This is a genomic window from Allorhizobium sp. GW101-3B10 (assembly GCF_059424725.1).
Genome location: NZ_JBWKZR010000001.1, coordinates 3,210,320 through 3,228,572, shown reverse-complemented (window position 1 = coordinate 3,228,572; position 18,253 = coordinate 3,210,320). Strand labels below are relative to the sequence as shown.

Annotated in this window: 19 protein-coding genes and 1 pseudogene; 12 read left to right on the top strand and 8 right to left on the bottom strand. The window is 65.2% G+C overall.

All coding sequences use genetic code 11. The features are described 5' to 3' along the window. Window positions 1–34 precede the first annotated feature (34 nt). Window positions 35–286 carry a hypothetical protein gene (locus tag AC07Y0_RS16095; RefSeq protein ID WP_498678742.1) on the top strand — a complete coding sequence of 84 codons (252 nt, stop codon included), beginning with the start codon at window positions 35–37 and terminating at the stop codon, window positions 284–286. Between the two features lie 107 nt (window positions 287–393). Here the strand turns inward: AC07Y0_RS16095 and AC07Y0_RS16090 are convergent, their stop codons facing one another. Further along, on the bottom strand, window positions 394–660 hold the full coding sequence (locus AC07Y0_RS16090) for a BON domain-containing protein (protein WP_498678741.1): 267 nt from the start codon (window positions 658–660) through the stop codon (window positions 394–396). Between the two features lie 400 nt (window positions 661–1,060). On the opposite strand from AC07Y0_RS16090, the gene AC07Y0_RS16085 reads away from it, so the two are divergent. Further along, window positions 1,061–2,749 carry a sensor histidine kinase gene (locus AC07Y0_RS16085; RefSeq protein ID WP_498678740.1) on the top strand — a complete coding sequence of 563 codons (1,689 nt, stop codon included), beginning with the start codon at window positions 1,061–1,063 and terminating at the stop codon, window positions 2,747–2,749. A gap of 122 nt (window positions 2,750–2,871) precedes the next feature. Next, window positions 2,872–3,105, top strand: a complete 234-nt coding sequence (locus AC07Y0_RS16080; RefSeq protein WP_498678739.1) for a hypothetical protein — start codon at window positions 2,872–2,874, stop codon at window positions 3,103–3,105. A 4-nt stretch (window positions 3,106–3,109) separates the two neighbouring features. Here AC07Y0_RS16080 and AC07Y0_RS16075 read toward each other — a convergent pair whose 3' ends face one another. Then, window positions 3,110–3,409: a hypothetical protein gene (locus tag AC07Y0_RS16075; protein ID WP_498678738.1), complete on the bottom strand. Its 300-nt coding sequence runs from the start codon at window positions 3,407–3,409 to the stop codon at window positions 3,110–3,112. Between the two features lie 119 nt (window positions 3,410–3,528). On the opposite strand from AC07Y0_RS16075, the pseudogene AC07Y0_RS16070 reads away from it, so the two are divergent. Further along, a pseudogene (locus tag AC07Y0_RS16070) lies at window positions 3,529–3,803 on the top strand (hypothetical protein). Continuing rightward, complete coding sequence (locus tag AC07Y0_RS16065) at window positions 3,800–3,997, top strand: hypothetical protein (protein ID WP_498678737.1); 198 nt, start codon at window positions 3,800–3,802, stop codon at window positions 3,995–3,997. Before AC07Y0_RS16070 ends, AC07Y0_RS16065 begins: the two are co-directional and overlap by 4 nt. Before the next feature lie 84 nt (window positions 3,998–4,081). Here AC07Y0_RS16065 and glgA read toward each other — a convergent pair whose 3' ends face one another. Then, window positions 4,082–5,650, bottom strand: coding sequence for a glycogen synthase GlgA (gene glgA / locus AC07Y0_RS16060; protein ID WP_498678736.1), 1,569 nt, complete (start codon window positions 5,648–5,650; stop codon window positions 4,082–4,084). Between the two features lie 5 nt (window positions 5,651–5,655). Beyond that, window positions 5,656–5,913: a DUF2934 domain-containing protein gene (locus tag AC07Y0_RS16055; protein WP_498678735.1), complete on the bottom strand. Its 258-nt coding sequence runs from the start codon at window positions 5,911–5,913 to the stop codon at window positions 5,656–5,658. Window positions 5,914–6,079: 166 nt separating this feature from the next. Here AC07Y0_RS16055 and ku (AC07Y0_RS16050) point away from each other — a divergent pair, with 166 nt between their 5' ends. Continuing rightward, window positions 6,080–6,889 carry a non-homologous end joining protein Ku gene (ku, locus tag AC07Y0_RS16050; RefSeq protein ID WP_498678734.1) on the top strand — a complete coding sequence of 270 codons (810 nt, stop codon included), beginning with the start codon at window positions 6,080–6,082 and terminating at the stop codon, window positions 6,887–6,889. Here ku (AC07Y0_RS16050) and ligD read toward each other — a convergent pair. The 4 genes from ligD to AC07Y0_RS16030 all read right to left on the bottom strand — a co-directional run bounded on the left by ligD (window position 6,886) and on the right by AC07Y0_RS16030 (window position 10,899). Continuing rightward, on the bottom strand, window positions 6,886–9,420 hold the full coding sequence (ligD, locus tag AC07Y0_RS16045) for a DNA ligase D (RefSeq protein WP_498678733.1): 2,535 nt from the start codon (window positions 9,418–9,420) through the stop codon (window positions 6,886–6,888). The two genes, ku (AC07Y0_RS16050) and ligD, sit on opposite strands and share 4 nt — an antisense overlap. Before the next feature lie 3 nt (window positions 9,421–9,423). Beyond that, window positions 9,424–10,290 (bottom strand): non-homologous end joining protein Ku, encoded by an 867-nt coding sequence (gene ku, locus AC07Y0_RS16040; RefSeq protein ID WP_498678732.1) that lies wholly within the window; start codon window positions 10,288–10,290, stop codon window positions 9,424–9,426. A gap of 84 nt (window positions 10,291–10,374) precedes the next feature. Next, window positions 10,375–10,644, bottom strand: a complete 270-nt coding sequence (locus AC07Y0_RS16035; protein WP_498678731.1) for a cysteine rich repeat-containing protein — start codon at window positions 10,642–10,644, stop codon at window positions 10,375–10,377. Window positions 10,645–10,749: 105 nt separating this feature from the next. Further along, window positions 10,750–10,899 carry a hypothetical protein gene (locus AC07Y0_RS16030; RefSeq protein ID WP_498678730.1) on the bottom strand — a complete coding sequence of 50 codons (150 nt, stop codon included), beginning with the start codon at window positions 10,897–10,899 and terminating at the stop codon, window positions 10,750–10,752. Window positions 10,900–11,087: 188 nt separating this feature from the next. Here AC07Y0_RS16030 and AC07Y0_RS16025 point away from each other — a divergent pair, with 188 nt between their 5' ends. The 6 genes from AC07Y0_RS16025 to AC07Y0_RS16000 all read left to right on the top strand — a co-directional run bounded on the left by AC07Y0_RS16025 (window position 11,088) and on the right by AC07Y0_RS16000 (window position 18,251). After that, window positions 11,088–11,816: a response regulator gene (locus AC07Y0_RS16025; RefSeq protein ID WP_498678729.1), complete on the top strand. Its 729-nt coding sequence runs from the start codon at window positions 11,088–11,090 to the stop codon at window positions 11,814–11,816. Then, window positions 11,813–13,183: a sensor histidine kinase gene (locus tag AC07Y0_RS16020; RefSeq protein ID WP_498678728.1), complete on the top strand. Its 1,371-nt coding sequence runs from the start codon at window positions 11,813–11,815 to the stop codon at window positions 13,181–13,183. The genes AC07Y0_RS16025 and AC07Y0_RS16020 overlap by 4 nt, the downstream gene beginning before the upstream one ends. 381 nt (window positions 13,184–13,564) lie before the next feature. Then, window positions 13,565–15,205, top strand: a complete 1,641-nt coding sequence (locus AC07Y0_RS16015) for a globin-coupled sensor protein (protein WP_498678727.1) — start codon at window positions 13,565–13,567, stop codon at window positions 15,203–15,205. A gap of 136 nt (window positions 15,206–15,341) precedes the next feature. Continuing rightward, on the top strand, window positions 15,342–15,641 hold the full coding sequence (locus AC07Y0_RS16010) for an STAS domain-containing protein (protein WP_498678726.1): 300 nt from the start codon (window positions 15,342–15,344) through the stop codon (window positions 15,639–15,641). Beyond that, window positions 15,638–16,003, top strand: coding sequence for a chemotaxis response regulator CheY1 (gene cheY1, locus AC07Y0_RS16005; RefSeq protein ID WP_006726298.1), 366 nt, complete (start codon window positions 15,638–15,640; stop codon window positions 16,001–16,003). The genes AC07Y0_RS16010 and cheY1 overlap by 4 nt, the downstream gene beginning before the upstream one ends. Window positions 16,004–16,019: 16 nt before the next feature. Then, entirely contained in the window at window positions 16,020–18,251 is a 2,232-nt protein-coding gene (locus AC07Y0_RS16000) for a chemotaxis protein CheA (RefSeq protein WP_498678725.1), read from the top strand. The last annotated feature ends 2 nt before the right edge of the window (window positions 18,252–18,253 follow it).

Sequence of the window (18,253 nt, the reverse complement as noted above, 5' to 3'; positions counted from 1 at the left end):
TCCCGTCGTTTGTAGCGATGAGGAGGAGTTTGTCATGGCTGGAATCTACTGCGATGTTGTTCCACACGCGAACGGATGGGTATTTCTCTCGGATGGAGGCCAGTCCCCGGCCTATCCAAGCTATCGACTGGCCGTCGAGGCGGCGCACCGCCATATGCAGAGCGTCGGAAAGCGGCGCGCCATGATCCTGCGCGAGCAGGGTCTCAACGGGCGCATGCAGAGAATTGGAGAGGTTTCGATCTATTGTCTGCCCCGCCAGGTCCCGGGTGTGACCGAGGCTCGCTAAAGGCAATGCCACGCAGGTGGCGACCACTCAAAAACGCACCCCAGTCATCCGCGCGGATGGCTGGAGTCAATTCGTTTGGGTCGTTCGACGACAGGGCGCGTTCGCCTTCAGCCGACCTGGAGATCGTGGGTGACCTTTTCGACCCCGGGCACGGCCAGCACGATTTCGAGCGCGCGGTCGATTTCCGCCTCGTCCGTCATAGTGCCGGACAGAAAGATGGTGGAACCCGATGCGGTCACCGTCAGGCGGGACGCGTCCATGCCTTGCGATATCGCCAGCTGTCCGGCGACCGCAGTCTCCAGCGGTTCTTCGTTTTGGTGCTCGAGTTCCACGACCGGCTTTTCGTCGTGAAAGCGTTGCGGCTTGAATACCATGGTGTCCTCCTTGGGTGGCGTATGCGCCCTAACGCGCGAGGCGCCGTTTGGTTCGCCGGCGCGGCCGAGGTTTTTGGTTCGAAAGCGGCGGCCGCCACGTATCGTCCTCCCGCGGATCTTGCGCAACGGGGAAGAGAAGCATGGCCGGTAAAGGCCACGGCGCACTGTCCGATCCGCCTTTCTTGCGGCAGGCCTTTCGGGCGTAGCTGCGCGCGCCGATTGTCCGTGAGAGGGCGAGAGCGGCAGGATATTATTGTCGCAGCCGCGGTGGTCGGTTGGCATCGTCCGAAACCTGCTATATTACTCAATGAGATAGAAGTCTTGCGAGTGGGAGGGCGGACGATGGCGCGTGACGAAGGCCGGCCCGCAACGGGATACCGGGCAAGGATCTGGCGCACGCATGGGTAGGCTGGTGCGCCTGTTCCCAACGGCATCGATCGGGGCTTATCTCGTCGCGATGGCCATCCTCGCGACTTTGCCCCTGCTCGCCTTCGTGATCTTTCTTCTGTCCGAACTGGAACGCAGCGAATATGAGGCCCTTCGCCACGAAGCGGCCCAGGATGCGCAGACCATCAGCCGCAATTTCGAGCGCAAGCTCGAGGACATGTCGACGACGCTGCGTCTCCTGTCGGGCGCGGCAGAACTGACCTCGGGAAACCTCGGCGCCTTCCACCAGCGCACCGCCTCGAGCCTCGGCGCCGGCTCGCTCTACGTGCTGCTGGTCGATGCCGAGGGCAACCAGCTGCTCAATACCCGCGTGCCCTACGGCGCGCCGCTCAAGCCCATGTCGAATTTCCCCACGCTCAAGGCGGCGCTCGCTTCCGGCAAGATCGAAGCGTCAGGCGTCTTCTTCGGCACGACCGGCCAGCAATGGGTGTTCAATCTGATCATGCCCCTCGCGTCACCCGGGCCGAGCCCCCCCGGGGCGGCGCTGGTGCTGACCCAGAACGCCGGCGATATGGTCAGCATGACGTCGACCGACATCCTGCCTCCCGGCTGGTCGGCCGCGGTGATCGATGCCGAGGACAAGGTCATCGTCTCGAACGGGCCGGACAATATTCCCTCCGGAGGCGCCTTTCCCGCGGATCTGACCCGGCTGATCACCGGCTCCAACAACGCCGTCGCCACCACGATCGACGGCGAACGGGTGATGATGGGCTATGCGCGGGTTGCGGAATGGCCGTGGCGCGTGGCCCTTTGGGGTCCGGTGTCGAGCGCGCAGGCCTCGCTCGCCAGCACCTGGAAGAGCCTCTTTTACGGCAGCGTCACCCTGCTCGCTCTCAGCCTCGGCATCGTGTTGCTCGCGGCCCACCAGCTGCGCCGGTCGATCCGCCAGATCGCCCGCATGGCGGAACGCATCGGCCGCGGCGAGATCGTCTCGCCGGAAATGACCAAGGTGACCGAGGCCAATCAGGTGGCGATCGCGCTGTCCAACGCCTCCTTCGATCGCGCCGAGGCGGAAGAGCGCGTGCATTTCATCCTCCAGGAACTGGTCCACCGGACCAAGAACATTCTCTCCCTCGTGCAGGCGATGCTGCGCCAGCTGGCGCGCGGCACCGACAGCGTCGACGAGTTGCAGAGGGCCGTCGGCGGCCGGTTGGCGGGCCTGGCGCAGTCGATCGAAGGGCTCGCCCGACAGCAATGGGGCGGTATCCCGCTGTCGACCGTGATCGAGTTGCAGCTGTCTGCGGTGACGGGTTCCATGGGCCGGATCGAGACGCGCGGCGAGGATCTGCTGGCCAATGCCAATGCCGTGCAGAACCTCGGTATGGTCTTCTATGAGCTGGCCACGAATTCGGTGAAATACGGCGCCCTGTCCGTGCCGGAGGGACGCGTGCTGATCGAATGGGACGTCGGCGCCGGCGAAGACGGTTCCAAGGAACTCGTCCTGTGCTGGCTGGAAACCGGCGGCCCCGCGGTGGTGAAACCGTCGCGCCAGGGTTTTGGCTCCACCGTGATCGAGCGCCACGCTGCCGCGGCCTTCGGCGGCAAGGTGGTTATCGATTTCGACGAAAGCGGCCTGCGCTGGTCGCTGACCGCCCCGCTCTCCGCCATCGAGAACCCGCTCGCCCACGGCGACCACGCATAGGGCGTCACGGGGACCCGCCTCTACCCGGAACCTTTGCCATCGCTTGCGTGTTTGACCTCATGCGCCGGTGCAGGCGCACCCGTCAAAACAGGATGCGATCTGCGGATCGATGCGAGGTTCCCATGCGAAAGAAACCCTATGCCTATGATGCGGCCGGCGACATCCGCAAGGATGCGGCGCCGCAATTTGTCGGCACCCAGCACGGCGGCGACAACAACGGTGTAGCGAGCGCCAAGCCGACCGTCATCACCAGTTCCGAGGATGCGACCGTCAACAAATGGCCGCCGGGAAAGAAGAATCCGCCCAAGGACTGGGATCTGAACTACGATCCCACCGATCATTCCGGCCACGAATGAGCGGTCAGGAAGACGAACCGCCAGCGTTCTCGCCGCGAAGGCGCTTGATCGCCGTGGCCCGTTCTCGCGCCGCGGCCAGGATGGCGCGAATCTCATCGGATTTCTCCGCGCCCGAGGCATAGCCTGCAGACGGGGTGAGGCCGGGATCCTCCGCTCCGTCGGTCGGGAACACATCCTGTTCCAAGTTCTGCACGATACCGGCGACCGTGTCCGGTCCCATCATCACTGCAGCCAGCAGGGAAACGAGAATCTCCCGGTGGGCGTTCAGCTTGCCTTCGATTTCCTGCCTTGGAAGATCGGTCATCTCTCGCTCCTTTTGGATATTGCCGTCATTGTGGGTCCTACACCCGCCTAAGGGAACAATGAAGCGGCGGAAAAGTTTCTACTCCAGGACAGACAAAATTCCATCCAGGAGACAACACCGTGACCCAAACCGTCCGGCCGCCGCGCTGGCGGCGGCATCCCGATCCCCGCGATCGGCTGATCATCGCGCTCTATGCCCAGCTGGAAGCCGAGCGGCAGACGCGCGAGACGCTGCGCTGGGCCATCCGCCACGGCGCGCTGAAGGCCGAGTGCTTGAGGCGATTGCCGGAGATCCGGTGCCCGCCGACGGCGAGGATCTGGTCGCGCTCGAGCGCAGCATCGCGATCCGCGATGCCAGCGACGCAGACATTCCAACCAAGGAGATGTGGAGATGAAGAAGGCCCTGTTTCTCGTGCTGCTGGCGGGCGTCCTGACGGCGTGCGGCGAAGATCAAACGTCGAACCAGCGCGATTCCGCGCCGGCGACGACGGAGAGCGCTCCGGCAACGACGACCGATCGCGACCCGACTCCCGATACCGGCACCGGTGGCGAAAGCCAGGTCAAGGGTAACGGCACGACCACCAACTGACCGCAATCGTACGACGAATATCCATCATAGAAAAAGGCCCGGCATTCAGCCGGGCCCTTTTTTCCTCGGAGCTTGATCCGTCGGTCAGTTGACCGCGCCTTCCGGCATTGCGACCAGACGCTCGTAGACGGCCGCATAGGCGCCCGCGCTGCGGTCCCAGGAATAGTCGGCGCGCATCGCACGCAATTGCAGCCGGGACCAATGCTTCGGATTCCGGTGGGCGTTGCAGGCCCGGCGGATGGCGTGGCGCAGCCCCTCGGCCGTCACCGGGTGGAACTGGAAGCCGGTCGCAACCCGGGCGGAGATAGCGGCATCATTGGCATCGATGATCGTTTCCGACAGGCCACCCGTGCGCGACACCACCGGCACGCAGCCGTAGCGAAGCGCGTAGAGCTGAGTCAGGCCGCAGGGCTCGAAGCGCGACGGCTGGATGATGGCGTCGGAGCCGCCATGGATCAGATGCGCCGTCTCTTCGTCATAGCCGATCGATACGGCCATGCGCCTGGGATAGCGCTCCGCGGTCCGACGAAGGGCCGCCTCGATCTCGTGGTCGCCCTGGCCAAGCACGATCAGCCGGCCGTCGGCATGGAAGATCTCGTCTGCCACCTCCGCCAGCATGTCCATGCCCTTCTGCCAGGTCATGCGGCTGACGGCGGAAAAGAGCGGGCCGTCGCCCGGCTCCAGCCCGAAGCGCTCGAGCAGCGCGGGCGTGTTCTTCTTCTTGTTGCGGAGCGTCTTGGCATCATACGGCACGGGCAGGTAGGCGTCCGCGGCCGGGTTCCACACATCCTGGTCGATGCCGTTGACAATGCCCTGCAGCCGGTCGATGCGCTTGCGCAGCACGCCGTGCAGTCCCATGCCGAAGGTCGGGGTGAGGATTTCCCGCGCATAGGTGGGGCTTACCACGGTGATGTGGTCGGCGGTCATCAGGCCGCCCTTGAGGTAGCTGATGTCGCCGAAATATTCCATGCAGTCGACGCCGTAGGTGCTGGGCGGCAAGCCGATGGCGCCGAGCAGGTCGGCCGAGAACTGCCCCTGGAAGGCCAGGTTGTGGATGGTCAGCACGACCGGGACGACGCAGCCCATCGTGCGCATGTAGACCGAGGTCAGCGCCGTCTGCCAGTCGTGGGTGTGGACGAGATCCGGCTTCCAGCCGGGCAGGACGCCGGCGGCGATCTCAGCCGCGGCCAGCGAAAGCACGGCGAAGCGCTTCCAGTTGTCGCCGTGGTCCGTTCCATGCTGATCGACATAGGGGCCGCCGTCGCGGTCGTAGAGCTGGGGCGCGTCGAGCACGAACAGGCTGAGACCATGCATCTCGACGTGGCGCAGCGTCGCCCGTTCGCCGAGCAGGTTGTCGAACTCCATCAGCGGCGGGCAGCGGCGGGCCATGGCCAGCAGTGCCGGATAGCCGGGGACGAGGCTGTGGGTATCGATGCGGAAGGCGGACAGAGCCTTGGGCAATGCGCCGGTTACGTCCGCCAGGCCGCCGGTCTTCACCAGTGGATAGATTTCCGAGGCGACCGCCAGAACCTTGAGGCGCGGCCGCACAGTTGCCGAGGGGAGCGCTTCTGCTTCGACGGGTCGGATGGTGTCCCTCAGCCGCCGGATGAGCTGCGAACCGGGAAGGGTTGAGGCGATGTTGATCGTTCCCATGGCGGCTATCCCTTGCGAGCGCCGCGCGACGACGGCGTCTGGGCAGCGGCGGCTGTATCGGGCGTGCTGCTCGGCGTGGTCTCGCGTGCTTTCCTGATGCGGCGCTGTGCGTTCGACGTCGTGGCGTTGGCACTCGCCCGGAGCGTTTCATAGGCCTCGACCGCCTGCTGCCAATGATGGTCATGGCGGCCGTCGGGCCGGCCTTCCTCTTCCCAAAGCGTGTAGGCTCGTCTTGCTATCCACTCGGTGTCGTAGTCGTCCATGATCTGGTCTCCCTCATCGCCATGTGTCGAACGCGGTGCACCGGCAAACGGTTCCGGCCGCAACCGACGAAATTATTGCACTGCACGGAACCCCTTGGTTCATGGGGCGTTGACCGGCGAAGCGGATGAGAATTTGTGCAGCCGGCAGGCAAGGGAGATGGCATTGATGGCGCAGCGCGTGTTCTGGAAGGGCTATCTGAAGCTGTCGCTCGTCACCTGCCGCGTCTCCATGACGCCGGCCGTCACCGAAAGTTCCAAGCTTCGATTCCACAACATCAACAGCCAGACCGGCAACCGCGTCGTCAGCCGCTATGTCGATGCGGTCACGGGCAAGCCCGTGGACGACGAGGACCAGATGCGGGGCTATCCCCGGGGCGAGGACGATTACGTCCTGTTCGACGACGAGGAACTGGACGAGGTCGCGCTGGAGAGTACCCGGACCATCGACATCGAACGTTTCGTCCCGGCTTCGTCGATCGACTGGATCTGGTACGACTCGCCGCATTATCTCGCCCCGGCCGACAAGGTGAGCGAAGAGGCCTTTGCAGTCATCCGCGAAGCGATGGCGAAGAGCGAGACCGCCGGCATTTCCCGCGTCGTGCTCTACCGGCGCGAACATGCCGTGCTGCTCCTGCCGCGCGACCGCGGCATGCTCGCCTGGACGCTGCGCTACGGCGACGAGGTACGCGGCGGCGAGGAGTTCTTCGGCGACGCCGGCAAGGAGGAACCCTCGGCCCGCGCCCTGACGATGATGAAGAAGCTGATCGACGAGCGGATCGAAAAATGGTCGCCAAGCCTGGTCGAGGATCCGGTCGAGGACCGGCTGCACGCGATCATCAAGGCCCGCAAGAAGTCGACCAAGGCGAAAGCGCCGCCGAAAAAGTCCGAGCCGCCCCGCAGCGACAACGTGATCGACATCATGACGGCGCTGCGCAAGAGCCTTGCTTCGGAGAAGAACCCGTCGGGCAAGCGCTAGCGGGACTTTCGCTTCGCCGCCGTCGCCGGCGGCAGGACCGCCTCGGCCGCACGGAAATCGGCCCAGGGATCCTGCGCGAGCCCGGAAAGCCGCGCGATCGCATTGCCGATGGTGAAATGCGCCGGTCCGATCTCGGGACCGAGTTCCTCCCAGGACAGCGGCATCGAAACGGGCGCACCGTCGCGGGCGCGCGGTGAATAGGGTGCAACAGCCGTGGCGCCACGACCGTTGCGCAGATAGTCGATGAGGATCTTGCCCTTGCGCTTCGCCTTGCTGACGGTCGAGACATAGTCCGACGGGCTGTCCTTCGCCATGCCGTCGGCCAGCGCCTTCATGGCCGCCTTCACCTCGGGCCATTCGGTCTTCGGCTTCACAGGCGCCACGACATGCAGGCCCTTGCCGCCGGAGGTCTTGACGAAGGCGGCAAGGCCCATGGCCTCGAACCGCTCCCTGACCTCGAAGGCTGCGGCGATCACCCGTTCCCAGCTCACGCCCGGACCCGGGTCGAGATCGATATTGACCATGTCCGGCTTTTCCAGCGCGTCGAGCGTCGCACCCCAGGGATGGATTTCGAGCACGCCGCCCTGTACCAGGCCGAGCAGGCCGTCCAGATCGCGGATGACGACATTGGGTTCCTCGCCCGGCTGTGTCGGGTCGGGCGCGACCAGGATATCCTTGCGCATGCCGCGCCAGGCATGTTTCTGGAAGAAGCAGCTACCGCCGACGCCTTCCGGGCACCGCAGCAGCGCCAGCGGTCGGTTGACGACGAAGGGCGCCATTCTCGGCCAGACTTCGACGTAATAGTCGGCAAGCCCTGCCTTGGTCACCCCGGCATCCGGCCAGTAGACCCGGTCCGGATGCGTCAGGTTCACGGTCCGCTTCGGCTCGGCCGGCGTGGTCTTCATCTCGCTCTCCCGCACCACGTCCTGCGCGGCCTTGTCCTCGCGCAGGCCGCGGAACGAAGCGTGCCTCAGATGGGCATCCGCCGTCCAGCCACGGAATTCGATCTCGGCCACCGTCTCCGGGCGAACGAAGACGACATCCTTCTTCTGAAGTCCGGTGAGTTTGCCGGAAAACGGGCTCTTCTCCTGGCGCAACGGCTCGAGCGTGCACATCAGCCGGCGCGCCACGTCTTCGGTATAGCCGGTGCCGACGCGGCCGATATGGACGAGCTTGCCTTCGTCATGGGTTCCCATGACCAGCGAGCCGATCGCTCCCCTGGAGACGGTGGAGGGCACGTAGCCGCCGATCACCACTTCCTGCCGCGCCGAACACTTCGACTTCACCCAGTCGCGGCCGCGCCCGGAGCGATAGGGGGCGTCGGCGACCTTGGAGACGATGCCCTCCAGGCTCAGCCGGCACGCATGCTTCAACACCAGGTCGCCGCTTTCGTCGAAATGATCGCTGAATCTCAGCGGAGGATCGGCCTTTTCCATCAGGCCCTTGAGCGCCGCCTTGCGCGCACTGAGCGCTGCCGGGCGCAGATCGAAACCGTCGAGATAGAGGAGGTCGAAGCCGTAGAAGACGAAGCGCTCGGTCCGGCCATCGCTCAGGTCTGCCTGCAGCAGGGAAAAGTCGCTGGTGCCCGCGCCGTTCTCGACCACCACCTCGCCATCAATGATCGCCTCGCTTGCGGGCAGGGCGGCAAGGGCCACGCCGATCGCCTTGCCGAAGCGCTCGGTCCAGTCGAGCCCGGTGCGGGTCAGCAGCGTCACCTTGCCCTTCGCCAGATGCGCCTGCATGCGGTAACCGTCCAGCTTGATCTCGTGCAGCCAGCGCTTGCCCTTCGGTACGGTCTTGACGGCGGTCGCCAGCGCCGGCTCGACGAAATCCGGCTTTTCGGCGGAAACGGCGCCCTTGATCTGGCCGGCGGCGACATCCTGGGACGACGGGGTGTCAGTCTGTTCGACGGTCGCGCGCTTTGCCGCTGCCGGCTTGCGGGCGGAGCGTTTGGCTTTCGCCGGCGCATCCTCGCCGATCTCCTCGATCTGCAAGCCGGTCTTCACCGATTCCGGCCGCTCCTCGAGAATGTCGGGATCGTCCTCGCCGCGCGCCGCCTCGTCCTCGCCCTTGATCAGCAGCCAGTTCTCGCGGCTTTCGTCTTGCCGGCTGGCCATGCGCACCAGATGCCAGCGGCCGGAGAGCTTCTCGCCCTCCAGCTCGAATTCCAGGTGTCCCTTGCGATAGGCCTTCTTCACATCCCCGATCGGCGTCCACCGGCCGCGATCCCAGACGATCACGCTTCCCGCACCGTAATGGCCCTTGGGGATGGTGCCCTCGAAGTCGCCATAGTCGAGCGGATGATCCTCGACATGAACGGCAAGCCGCTTCTCGCCGGGCACGAGGCTCGGGCCGCGGGTCACCGCCCAGCTCTTCAACACCCCGTCCATCTCCAGCCGGAAATCGTAGTGCAGGCGGCGGGCGGCATGTTTCTGGATGACGAAGCTGTCTCCCCGGGCGCGCGACGCCTTGCCCTTCGGCTCCGGCGTTGCCTGGAAATCGCGCTTGCGGCGGTAGAGATCGAGCGACATGGATCAGCCGGCCTTTCGCTTGGGGGCGCTCTTGGCCTTCGCTCCTGCGGTGCTGGCGCGCTTGGCCGGGGCCTTGCGCTTGCCCTCGTCTTTGCCGCTGACGCCCGCGCTCTTGCGCAGCGCCTCCATCAGGTCGGTGACGTTGGACGCCTTGCGCTTCGGCAGGCGCTTCGGCTTGCGGCCGGCGATCTTGGCCTTCACCAGTTCGATCACCGCCTCCTCGTAGCGGTCCTCGAACTCGGCCGGGTCGAATTCGCCCTGCTTGGTCTCGATGATATGCTGCGCAAGATCGAGCATCTCGCCCTCGATCTTGACCGCCGAGATCCCGCCGAAGGTCTCCTTGGCGGGGCGCACTTCATAGTCGAAGTTGAGCGTGGTGGCGATCATGCCCTTGCCATACGGGCGGATCAACAGGGAACGGACGCGGCGGAAGAGAACGGTCTGCACCAGCGCCGCGACGCCCTTCGCCGCCATCGCCTCGCGCACCAGATCATAGACTTCCAGCGCCTGCCTGCTGCCGGGCGCCAGATAATAGGGGCGCTCGAGAAAGACGGTGTCGATGGCGTCACAGGCGATGAAGCTCGCCATCTCCAGCGTCTTGTCGCTGTCCGGCACTGCGTCGCGGATCTCGTCCGGCGTCAGAATGATCGCCTGGCCTTCGCTCGTTTCATAGCCCTTGACCAGATCGTCATTGTCGACGCCCTGGTCGGTGTCGGCATCGAAATATTCGCGGCGGACCCGGTGGCCGGTGTCGCGGTTAATGATGTGGAATGAGACGCGCTCCTGCGCCGTGACGGCCGAAAAGAGCGCCACCGGACACGTGAGTTCGCCGATGACGAGATCGCCTCTCCAGATCGCTCGCGCCGCCAATGTTCCATCTCCCTGGTTGGCGGGGAAACGGGCGGCGCAAGCCTTTGTTCCGAAGCGCCTCCGGTGGGCCCCCGGACTGCGGGATCAGTTGGTCATCGCCTCGCTGAGCGCCGTGCGGCAATCCGGCTTGACCGAGGCCTCGTGCTGCTGCAGGCACTGGGCGACGCGGCCGCCGCCATATTCGATGCCCTTGCAGAACTGCTGGATGTCGGCCTTGCACACGCGGATCACCTTGTAGGCCTTGGCGCGCATTTCGGGCGTGGGCTGGGTCTGCGCATGGGCGGGCAGGGCGCAAACGGTGAGGATGGCACCAAGCGCAAGGGCGGGCAGGCGGCGGGTCAGGGATTTCGGCATGGGTCGGTTCCTTCTGTTCGTGGGTGGGTTCGGATGAGGCGGACCCGGCGGCGGGTTCAGTGGAGAGAGCGCCCCGCCGCCGGGCATCATGAAGGCGGGTGGGGGTCACCAGCGGACTGCGCCTTCACGATAGGGTGCCCCGCCGTTCGGCCGCGTGTCTATGCGGTGGACCTGGCGGGAATGGGGGAACGGATCGCGGGTGAGGGAGCCGGTGCGATTTGCTTCCTTCGGTCTCGTGGCAAACTGCCTGATCATGGTGCGATCCTCGTCTTGTGCGCCGAAGAGCCTCGGCAAGTGATGACAATCCGATACTGACGCTCGAATGTACCGTCCGGTTTTCGTTCAGGTGTCCGTTCGTAGCGAAGCGCAGCCGCCATGTTGCAATTTGTATCAACGGTCTCGAACCTCTTGATCGGGAACGGCCTTCCCCGCATTCTGGCCCCATGACGAGCCACCCGATCAGCCAGCCGCAGACCATCCTGATTGTCGACGACGACGCCGATATTCGCCGGCTCGTGGCCGATCTACTGCGCCGCGAAGGCTATCGCGTCGAGCTGGCGGAGGACGGGGCGGAGCTCGACGTCGTGCTGCGCCGGACGCCGGTCGACCTGTTCGTCCTCGACCTCATGCTGCCGGGCGAAGATGGGCTGAGCCTCTGCCGCCGTATCCGCGCCGACCAGGACACGCCGATCCTCATGCTGACCGCCAAGGGGGAAGAAACCGACCGGGTGGTCGGTCTCGAACTCGGCGCGGACGACTATCTCGTCAAGCCCTTCGGCACGCGGGAACTGCTCGCGCGCACCCGCGCCCTGCTGCGCCGCGCCGGACAGAAGCCGCGCGCCGCGGCCACCCGACGCTTCGCCTTCGATCGTTTCCTCGTCGATCTCGACGCGCGCCTTTTGACCCTGGACGACGGCGCGCCGGTTCCACTCACCAGCAGCGAGTTCGACCTGCTCGCCTGCTTCGTCACGCGCCCGCGCCGGGTTTTGTCGCGCGACCAGATTCTCGACTGGACCCACGGGCGCCTGTCCGACCCCTTCGACAGGACGGTCGACATCCTCGTCTCGCGGCTTCGCAAGAAGCTGGACGCGGCGAGCCCCGGCACCGGGCTGATCACCACGGTGCGCAACAACGGTTACCTGCTGACCGCGATGGTCCGGCAGGTGCCATGATGGCGAGGTTCAGCCTCTCCGCTCGGCTCGTCGCCATCCTCGCCACTTCACTGCTGGCGATCTGGGTCCTGTTCCTGTCGTCCGTCTACCTGGCGAACGGCCTGCGCAGCGCCGCCGCCCTGCCGGCGCCGGAACAGGTCGCGGCGATCGTCGACATCGTCCGGCGGACCGAACCCGCACAACGCCCGAGGTTGATCCAGGCTTTCAACTCGGCGATTCTCGAACTGAGGCTGGAGGACGACCTGGCGGAGTCCAAGGCCGGTATCGATGTCGACGTGATGTCGGACGTGCGCTTCGAACCCTATCGCAAGGCCCTGGGCGAGAACCTGCTGGCCGTGACCATGCTGGCGCGGAACGGCGAGCGGTCGCGCATGCCGCGCCTGTTCGGGGGCGACGACAATCCGATCGAATTCGCCGTGGCGCTCGAGGGCGCCACCGTGCTCATTCTCGAAACCCGCACGCCCTTTCTCGTCGCCTGGTTCGGCCTGCCTGTCGGCATGGGCGCCGGCCTGCTCGGTTCGCTCTTCGCGCTGATCGCCGTGCTGGTCCTGCATCGCGAACTGCGGCCCTTGCGACGGCTGGCGGCCGCCGTCGACCAGATGGATCCGGCAGCAGGGCCCGTACCGGTGCCGGATGTCCGCTTCAGCGCACCCGAGACGCGCACCCTGGTCCAGGCCTTCGCGCGGCTGCAGGCGCGGCTCCATGCGATGATCGCCGCGCGGCTGGCGCTGATCGGCGGCATCCAGCACGACGTGCGCACCTTTGCCACGCGGCTGCGGCTGCGGGCCGAACAGATCCCCGACGAGGCCGAGCGCGACCGCGCCATCGCCGACATCGGCGACATGATCCAGTTGCTCGACAATGCGTTGCTCGCCGGCCGGGCAGGGGTCGGATCGCTCGACGAGGAATTGCTGGAGATCGCCCCGATCGTCGAGGGCGAGATCTTCGAAAGCGACATTCCGGTCGAGGACCGTACGCTCGCGATCCGGCCGGCGGCGGCTTCGGCCATGCTGATCGGAGATCGGCTGGCCCTGCGGCGCATCGTCTCCAACCTCGTCGGCAATGCCATCAAATACGGCCGCGCCGCCCATGTCGCGCTCGACGTCGAGGGCCGATGGATCGTGCTGACGGTCGATGACGACGGGTCCGGCATTCCTGCGGCGGACCGCGAACTGCTGTTCGAACCCTTCGTCCGGCTGGAGGCCTCGCGGGCCCGCAAGACGGGCGGCGCCGGGCTGGGCCTCGCGGTGGTGCGCAGCCTGGTCGAAGCACAAGGGGGCGACATCGCGGTCGGCGACGCACCCGGTGGCGGCGCGCGTTTTATCGTGCGATTGCCGCTGTTCTCCGGCCTTCAGGGAGCGCAGTGAGGACCAACTACACTCAGGCGCGCAGCAATCCGTGCCTGCAACCCCGATCGGCGCGGTTTTCCCTTGCGTTTCCGGGGTTTGTGCCAGTTGTTGAAGATTTATTAACCTTCGCGCAAGAAATTAGCCATACAGAATAAAGCATACGTCGGAGTGGGGCCTGCGCAATGCAGGTTTCCGTCGGGCATGACGCCGTACCGTCGTACCGGTTTCGATCCGGTATGAAGCATTCATTGAAGTGGTTCCTGGAACAATCTTCGGTGAAAGCGGATCTGGTTGTCTCGCCGCCTTCGGCACGCTTCATTTCCGCAATCTCGTCGACATGCCTGGGGAAGTTTAACTGGCCGCCTTCGAAGACGAAGGGGCCGTGTGCGGGGATTGGCAGTGGGGCAGGTTTCGCCGGCAGATCGGGCGGCAAGCGCACAGGCGGGTAGCCTGCGCGACCGGCTGCGCTTTGCCGGCCTTGGCGAAGCGGATTGCGATCTGCTGCGCCGTTACCGCCACCTTCTCGAGCCGAACCTCAAGACCGGCATCCGCGATCTCTTCCAGCGCCTGCAGACCCTTCCCGACGCGGCGCGCAATTTTGCCAGCGAGCGGCAGTTCGATCGCCTGCACGACCTGCTGGCCTCCCATTGGGACGTGCTGACCGATGCGCGCTTCGATGCGCTCTACGCCGAACGCGTCAAGGTCCTCTCCGACACCGAAAGCCGCATGGGTCTCGATCCGCGCTGGCATATCGCCGGCCATGCGGTGGTCATGGAGCATCTGCTGCAGGCTGTGATGGGCGATCTCGCCGGCCGTGGCCTGCTGCCCGGCAACCGCAAGCGCCAGCGCGAAATCGCCGATCTTGTCGGCGCCATTGTCCGGCTGGTCATGGTGGATGTCGAGATCGCCGTATCGCTGCGATTCAACGAATTGCGCGTCAAGCACCACCGCGATCTCGCCGCCCAGCGCGAGCGCGACCGCCTGGAGGTCGAGGAGATCTTCGGCCCGGTCTTCCGCGCGCTTGCCGGCCGTGACCTCACCGCCCGGGTCGCCGCCGATGTGCCCGAACACCATGGCGAGCTTGCCGCCTCGCTCAACACGGCGATCGAGCAGATGCAGTCGGCATTGCTCGACACGGAAGAAAAGCTGAAGACGGCCCTGACCGGAACGCAGGCTATTGCCGGCGCGGCCAACGACTATGCCGGCCGCGCGGAGAGCCAGTCCACCCGCCTCGACGATGCCTCCCGTTCGCTCGAAGCCCTGACCGGCGGCGTGCGCGACAGCGCGGCAAAGACGCGCCGGGCCGAGGAACGGGTTTCGGTGACGCAGAAGGCGGTCGAGGCGAGCGGAACGGTCGCGGGCCAGGCGATCACCGCCATGTCCGACATCGAGGCATCGGCCGAACAGATCGGCCAGATCATCGGTTCGATCGACGAGATCGCCTTCCAGACCAATCTCCTGGCGCTCAATGCCGGCATCGAGGCCGCCCGCGCCGGCGACAGCGGTCGCGGTTTTGCCGTCGTCGCCCAGGAAGTGCGGGCGTTGGCCCAGCGGTCGGCCGAGGCCGCCCGCGAGATCAAGGCGCTCGTCGCCACCACCAAGTCGCAGGTCGACACCGGCGTTGACATCGTCGGACGCACCCAGAAGGCGATCGGCGACATCGTCGTCCAGGTCGGCGGCATCAGCGAGACGGTTTCTGACATCGTCCAGGCGACCGACAGCCAGGCGAGGGAACTCGCCTCGGTGGCGGGCATCGTCTCGGGCCTCGGCGGCGAAGTTGCCGAAAGCGCCGATTTTGCCCGCCGGTCGTCCGACGGGTCGGACGATCTTCACACGGTCATCGTCGAGCTCGGTCGCACGGTCCGGGAATTCCATTTCGCGCGGCGGTCGGGGGCGCCGATGCCGGCCAGCCCGCAACACCGCGTTTCGCCGGCGACGATGCGGGCGCCTTCCGCCGCTGCCCCGCTGTCTGAACCGGAAAACAGCGCGTTCGACGAGGGTTTTGGCTTCCCGGTCCATATCGCCGGACTTGGAGGTTGAGGGGATTGTTTACCAACTTCAGATACACAGGAAGTATTGGGGCGGGCAATGCGACCATCGCGAAGGCGGACAAGGGTTCCGCCGCCCGAGCACGACGGTCGGATTGCGGCGGGCCCGCAAGACAAGGAAAGAACTGATGGCAGCTAAGAAAGGCGAACAGAAGAGCTTGAAACTGTCCGCTGTGCTCGACCTGAACGAGGCCTCGAATCTCAAGGCCAATCTCATGTCCATGCGCGGCGGCGGACTGGCGATCGACGCTTCCGGCGTCGAGCGTATCGGCGCCCAGTGCGCACAGATCCTGGTGGCCGGAGCCAAGGCTTGGGAAGAGGACAAGAAGCCCTTCTCCTACGCAAAGGCCTCCGATGCCTTCCTCAAGACACTTCAACTGATAGGCGTGAACATAGATCATCTGCTCGCCAAGGAGATCCGGCAATGAAGAAAAAAGTGCTTACCGTGGATGATTCCAGGACCATCCGGAACATGCTGCTGGTCACCCTCAACAATGCGGGTTTCGAGACCATTCAGGCCGAAGACGGCGTCGAGGGCCTGGAAGTCCTCGAAGAGTGCAATCCCGATGTGATCGTCACCGACATCAACATGCCGCGCCTCGACGGTTTCGGCTTCATCGAAGGTGTCCGGCGCAACGAGAAATATCGCGCCGTGCCGATCCTGGTGCTGACGACGGAAAGCGACGCCGAAAAGAAGAACCGCGCCCGCCAGGCTGGCGCGACCGGTTGGATCGTCAAGCCTTTCGATCCGACCAAACTGATCGATGCCATCGAGCGTGTAACCGCCTAAGCCGGGAATTTCTCCTATGGATATGAACGAAATCAAAGAGATCTTTTTCCAGGAGTGCGAGGAGCAGCTCGCCGAACTGGAATCCGGTCTTCTGAAAATGAATGACGGGGATCACGATCCGGAAACGATCAATGCCGTTTTCCGGGCCGTGCACTCGATCAAGGGCGGCGCTGGTGCCTTCGGTCTGGATGACCTGGTGGCCTTCGCGCACGTCTTCGAGACGACTCTCGATTGCGTTCGATCCAACAAGCTCGAGCCTGGCCCGGAAGTAATGAAGGTCATGCTCAAGTCGGCCGACGTCCTGGCCGACCTGACCAATGCCGCCCGCGACGGCGGCAGCGTCGATCCGTCCCGCTCCAGCGGCCTGGTGAAGGAACTCGAGGCGCTGGCGAATGGCGAAGTGCCGCAGGCCAGCGCTCCCGCACCGGCAGCGGCCCCGAAACCCGTCGCCAAGGCTGCCCCGGCGCCGAGCGACGACAGCGGTTTCCAGCCGATCCCGTTCTCGTTCGACGACGACTTCGGCGGAGAGCCGCCGGTCTCCGGACAGACCTTCGACGTGTCTTTCAAGCCCCGTCGCGAACTCTACGCCAAGGGCAACGAGGCCGCTCTGCTGCTGCGCGACCTGTCCCGCATCGGCGAGATGAGCATCCACTGCGATACGGACAGCCTGCCGCCGCTCGACGACTTGGACCCGGAAGCCGCCTACTTCTCCTGGAAGATCCAGATCACCACCGAAAAGGGCGAGGAGGGCATCCGCTCGGTCTTCGAATTCGCCGAGTGGGACTGCGATCTCGAAATCAAGCCGCATGAGGAAACCAAGGACGCGTCGGCCGGCGAGGAGCTGCCGATGATCCCGGTTCCCTTCGATCTGTCGATCCTCGACGGTGCGGGTGATGATGCCGTTGCAGGGGCCGTCGAAGCTGCCGAAACCGCCAGCAACGTGGTGAAGCTCGCAGCCGGCGCCGCCAGGCACGAGAAGAAGGAAACGCCCGCAGCTGCCGCCGCCGCTGCCGCGGCCGCCGCCCAGAACAACGCCGCAGCCGGCCAGACGATCCGCGTCGACCTCGATCGCGTCGACCGCCTGATCAACCTCGTCGGCGAGCTGGTCATCAACCAGGCGATGCTCTCCCAGAGTGTCATCGAGAACGACAACAACGGCACCTCGTCCATCAACATGGGCCTCGAGGAACTGCAGCAGCTGACGCGCGAAATCCAGGACTCGGTCATGGCCATCCGCGCGCAGCCGGTGAAGCCGGTCTTCCAGCGCATGTCGCGTATCGTCCGCGAAGTGGCCGACATGGTCGGCAAGTCGATCCGTCTCGTCACCGAAGGTGAAAACACCGAAGTCGACAAGACCGTCATCGACAAGCTTGCCGAACCGCTCACCCACATGATCCGCAATGCCGTCGACCACGGCATCGAAAGCCCCGAAAAGCGCGCGGCCGCCGGTAAGGATCCGGAAGGTACGATCAAGCTGACGGCGAAGCATCGTTCGGGCCGTATCGTCATCGAACTGGTCGACGACGGCGCCGGTATCAACCGCGAGCGCGTCAAGCAGAAGGCCATCGACAACGAACTGATCGCCGCCGATGCCAACCTGACCGACGAAGAAATCGACAACCTGATCTTCGCGCCCGGTTTCTCGACCGCCGACAAGATCTCCGACATTTCCGGCCGTGGCGTCGGCATGGACGTGGTCAAGCGCTCGATCCAGGCGCTCGGCGGTCGTATCTCGATCACGTCGCGCCCGGGTCACGGTTCGACCTTCACCATGAGCCTTCCGCTGACGCTCGCCGTTCTCGACGGCATGGTGGTCACCGTTGCCGGCCAGACGCTCGTCGTTCCGCTCACCGCGATCGTCGAAACGCTCCAGCCGGAAGCGCAGAACATCCATTCCTTCGGCGCCAACCAGCGCCTCATCTCGATCCGCAACAGCTTCTGCCCGCTGGTCGATGTCGGTCGGATCCTGAACTTCCGCAACACCCAGGCCAACCCGATCGACGGTGTCGCCTTGCTGGTCGAATCCGAAGGCGGTGGCCAGCGCGCCCTCATGGTCGATGCCATCCAGGGTCAGCGTCAGGTCGTCATTAAGAGTCTTGAGGCGAACTATACCCACGTGCCCGGCATCGCTGCAGCAACGATCCTCGGAGATGGCCGCGTCGCGCTCATCCTCGACGTCGACGCCGTCGTCTCTGCCTCGCGCGGCCAGTCGCTCAAACAGGAAATGTCTTTAGCTGTCGCAGGTTAGTA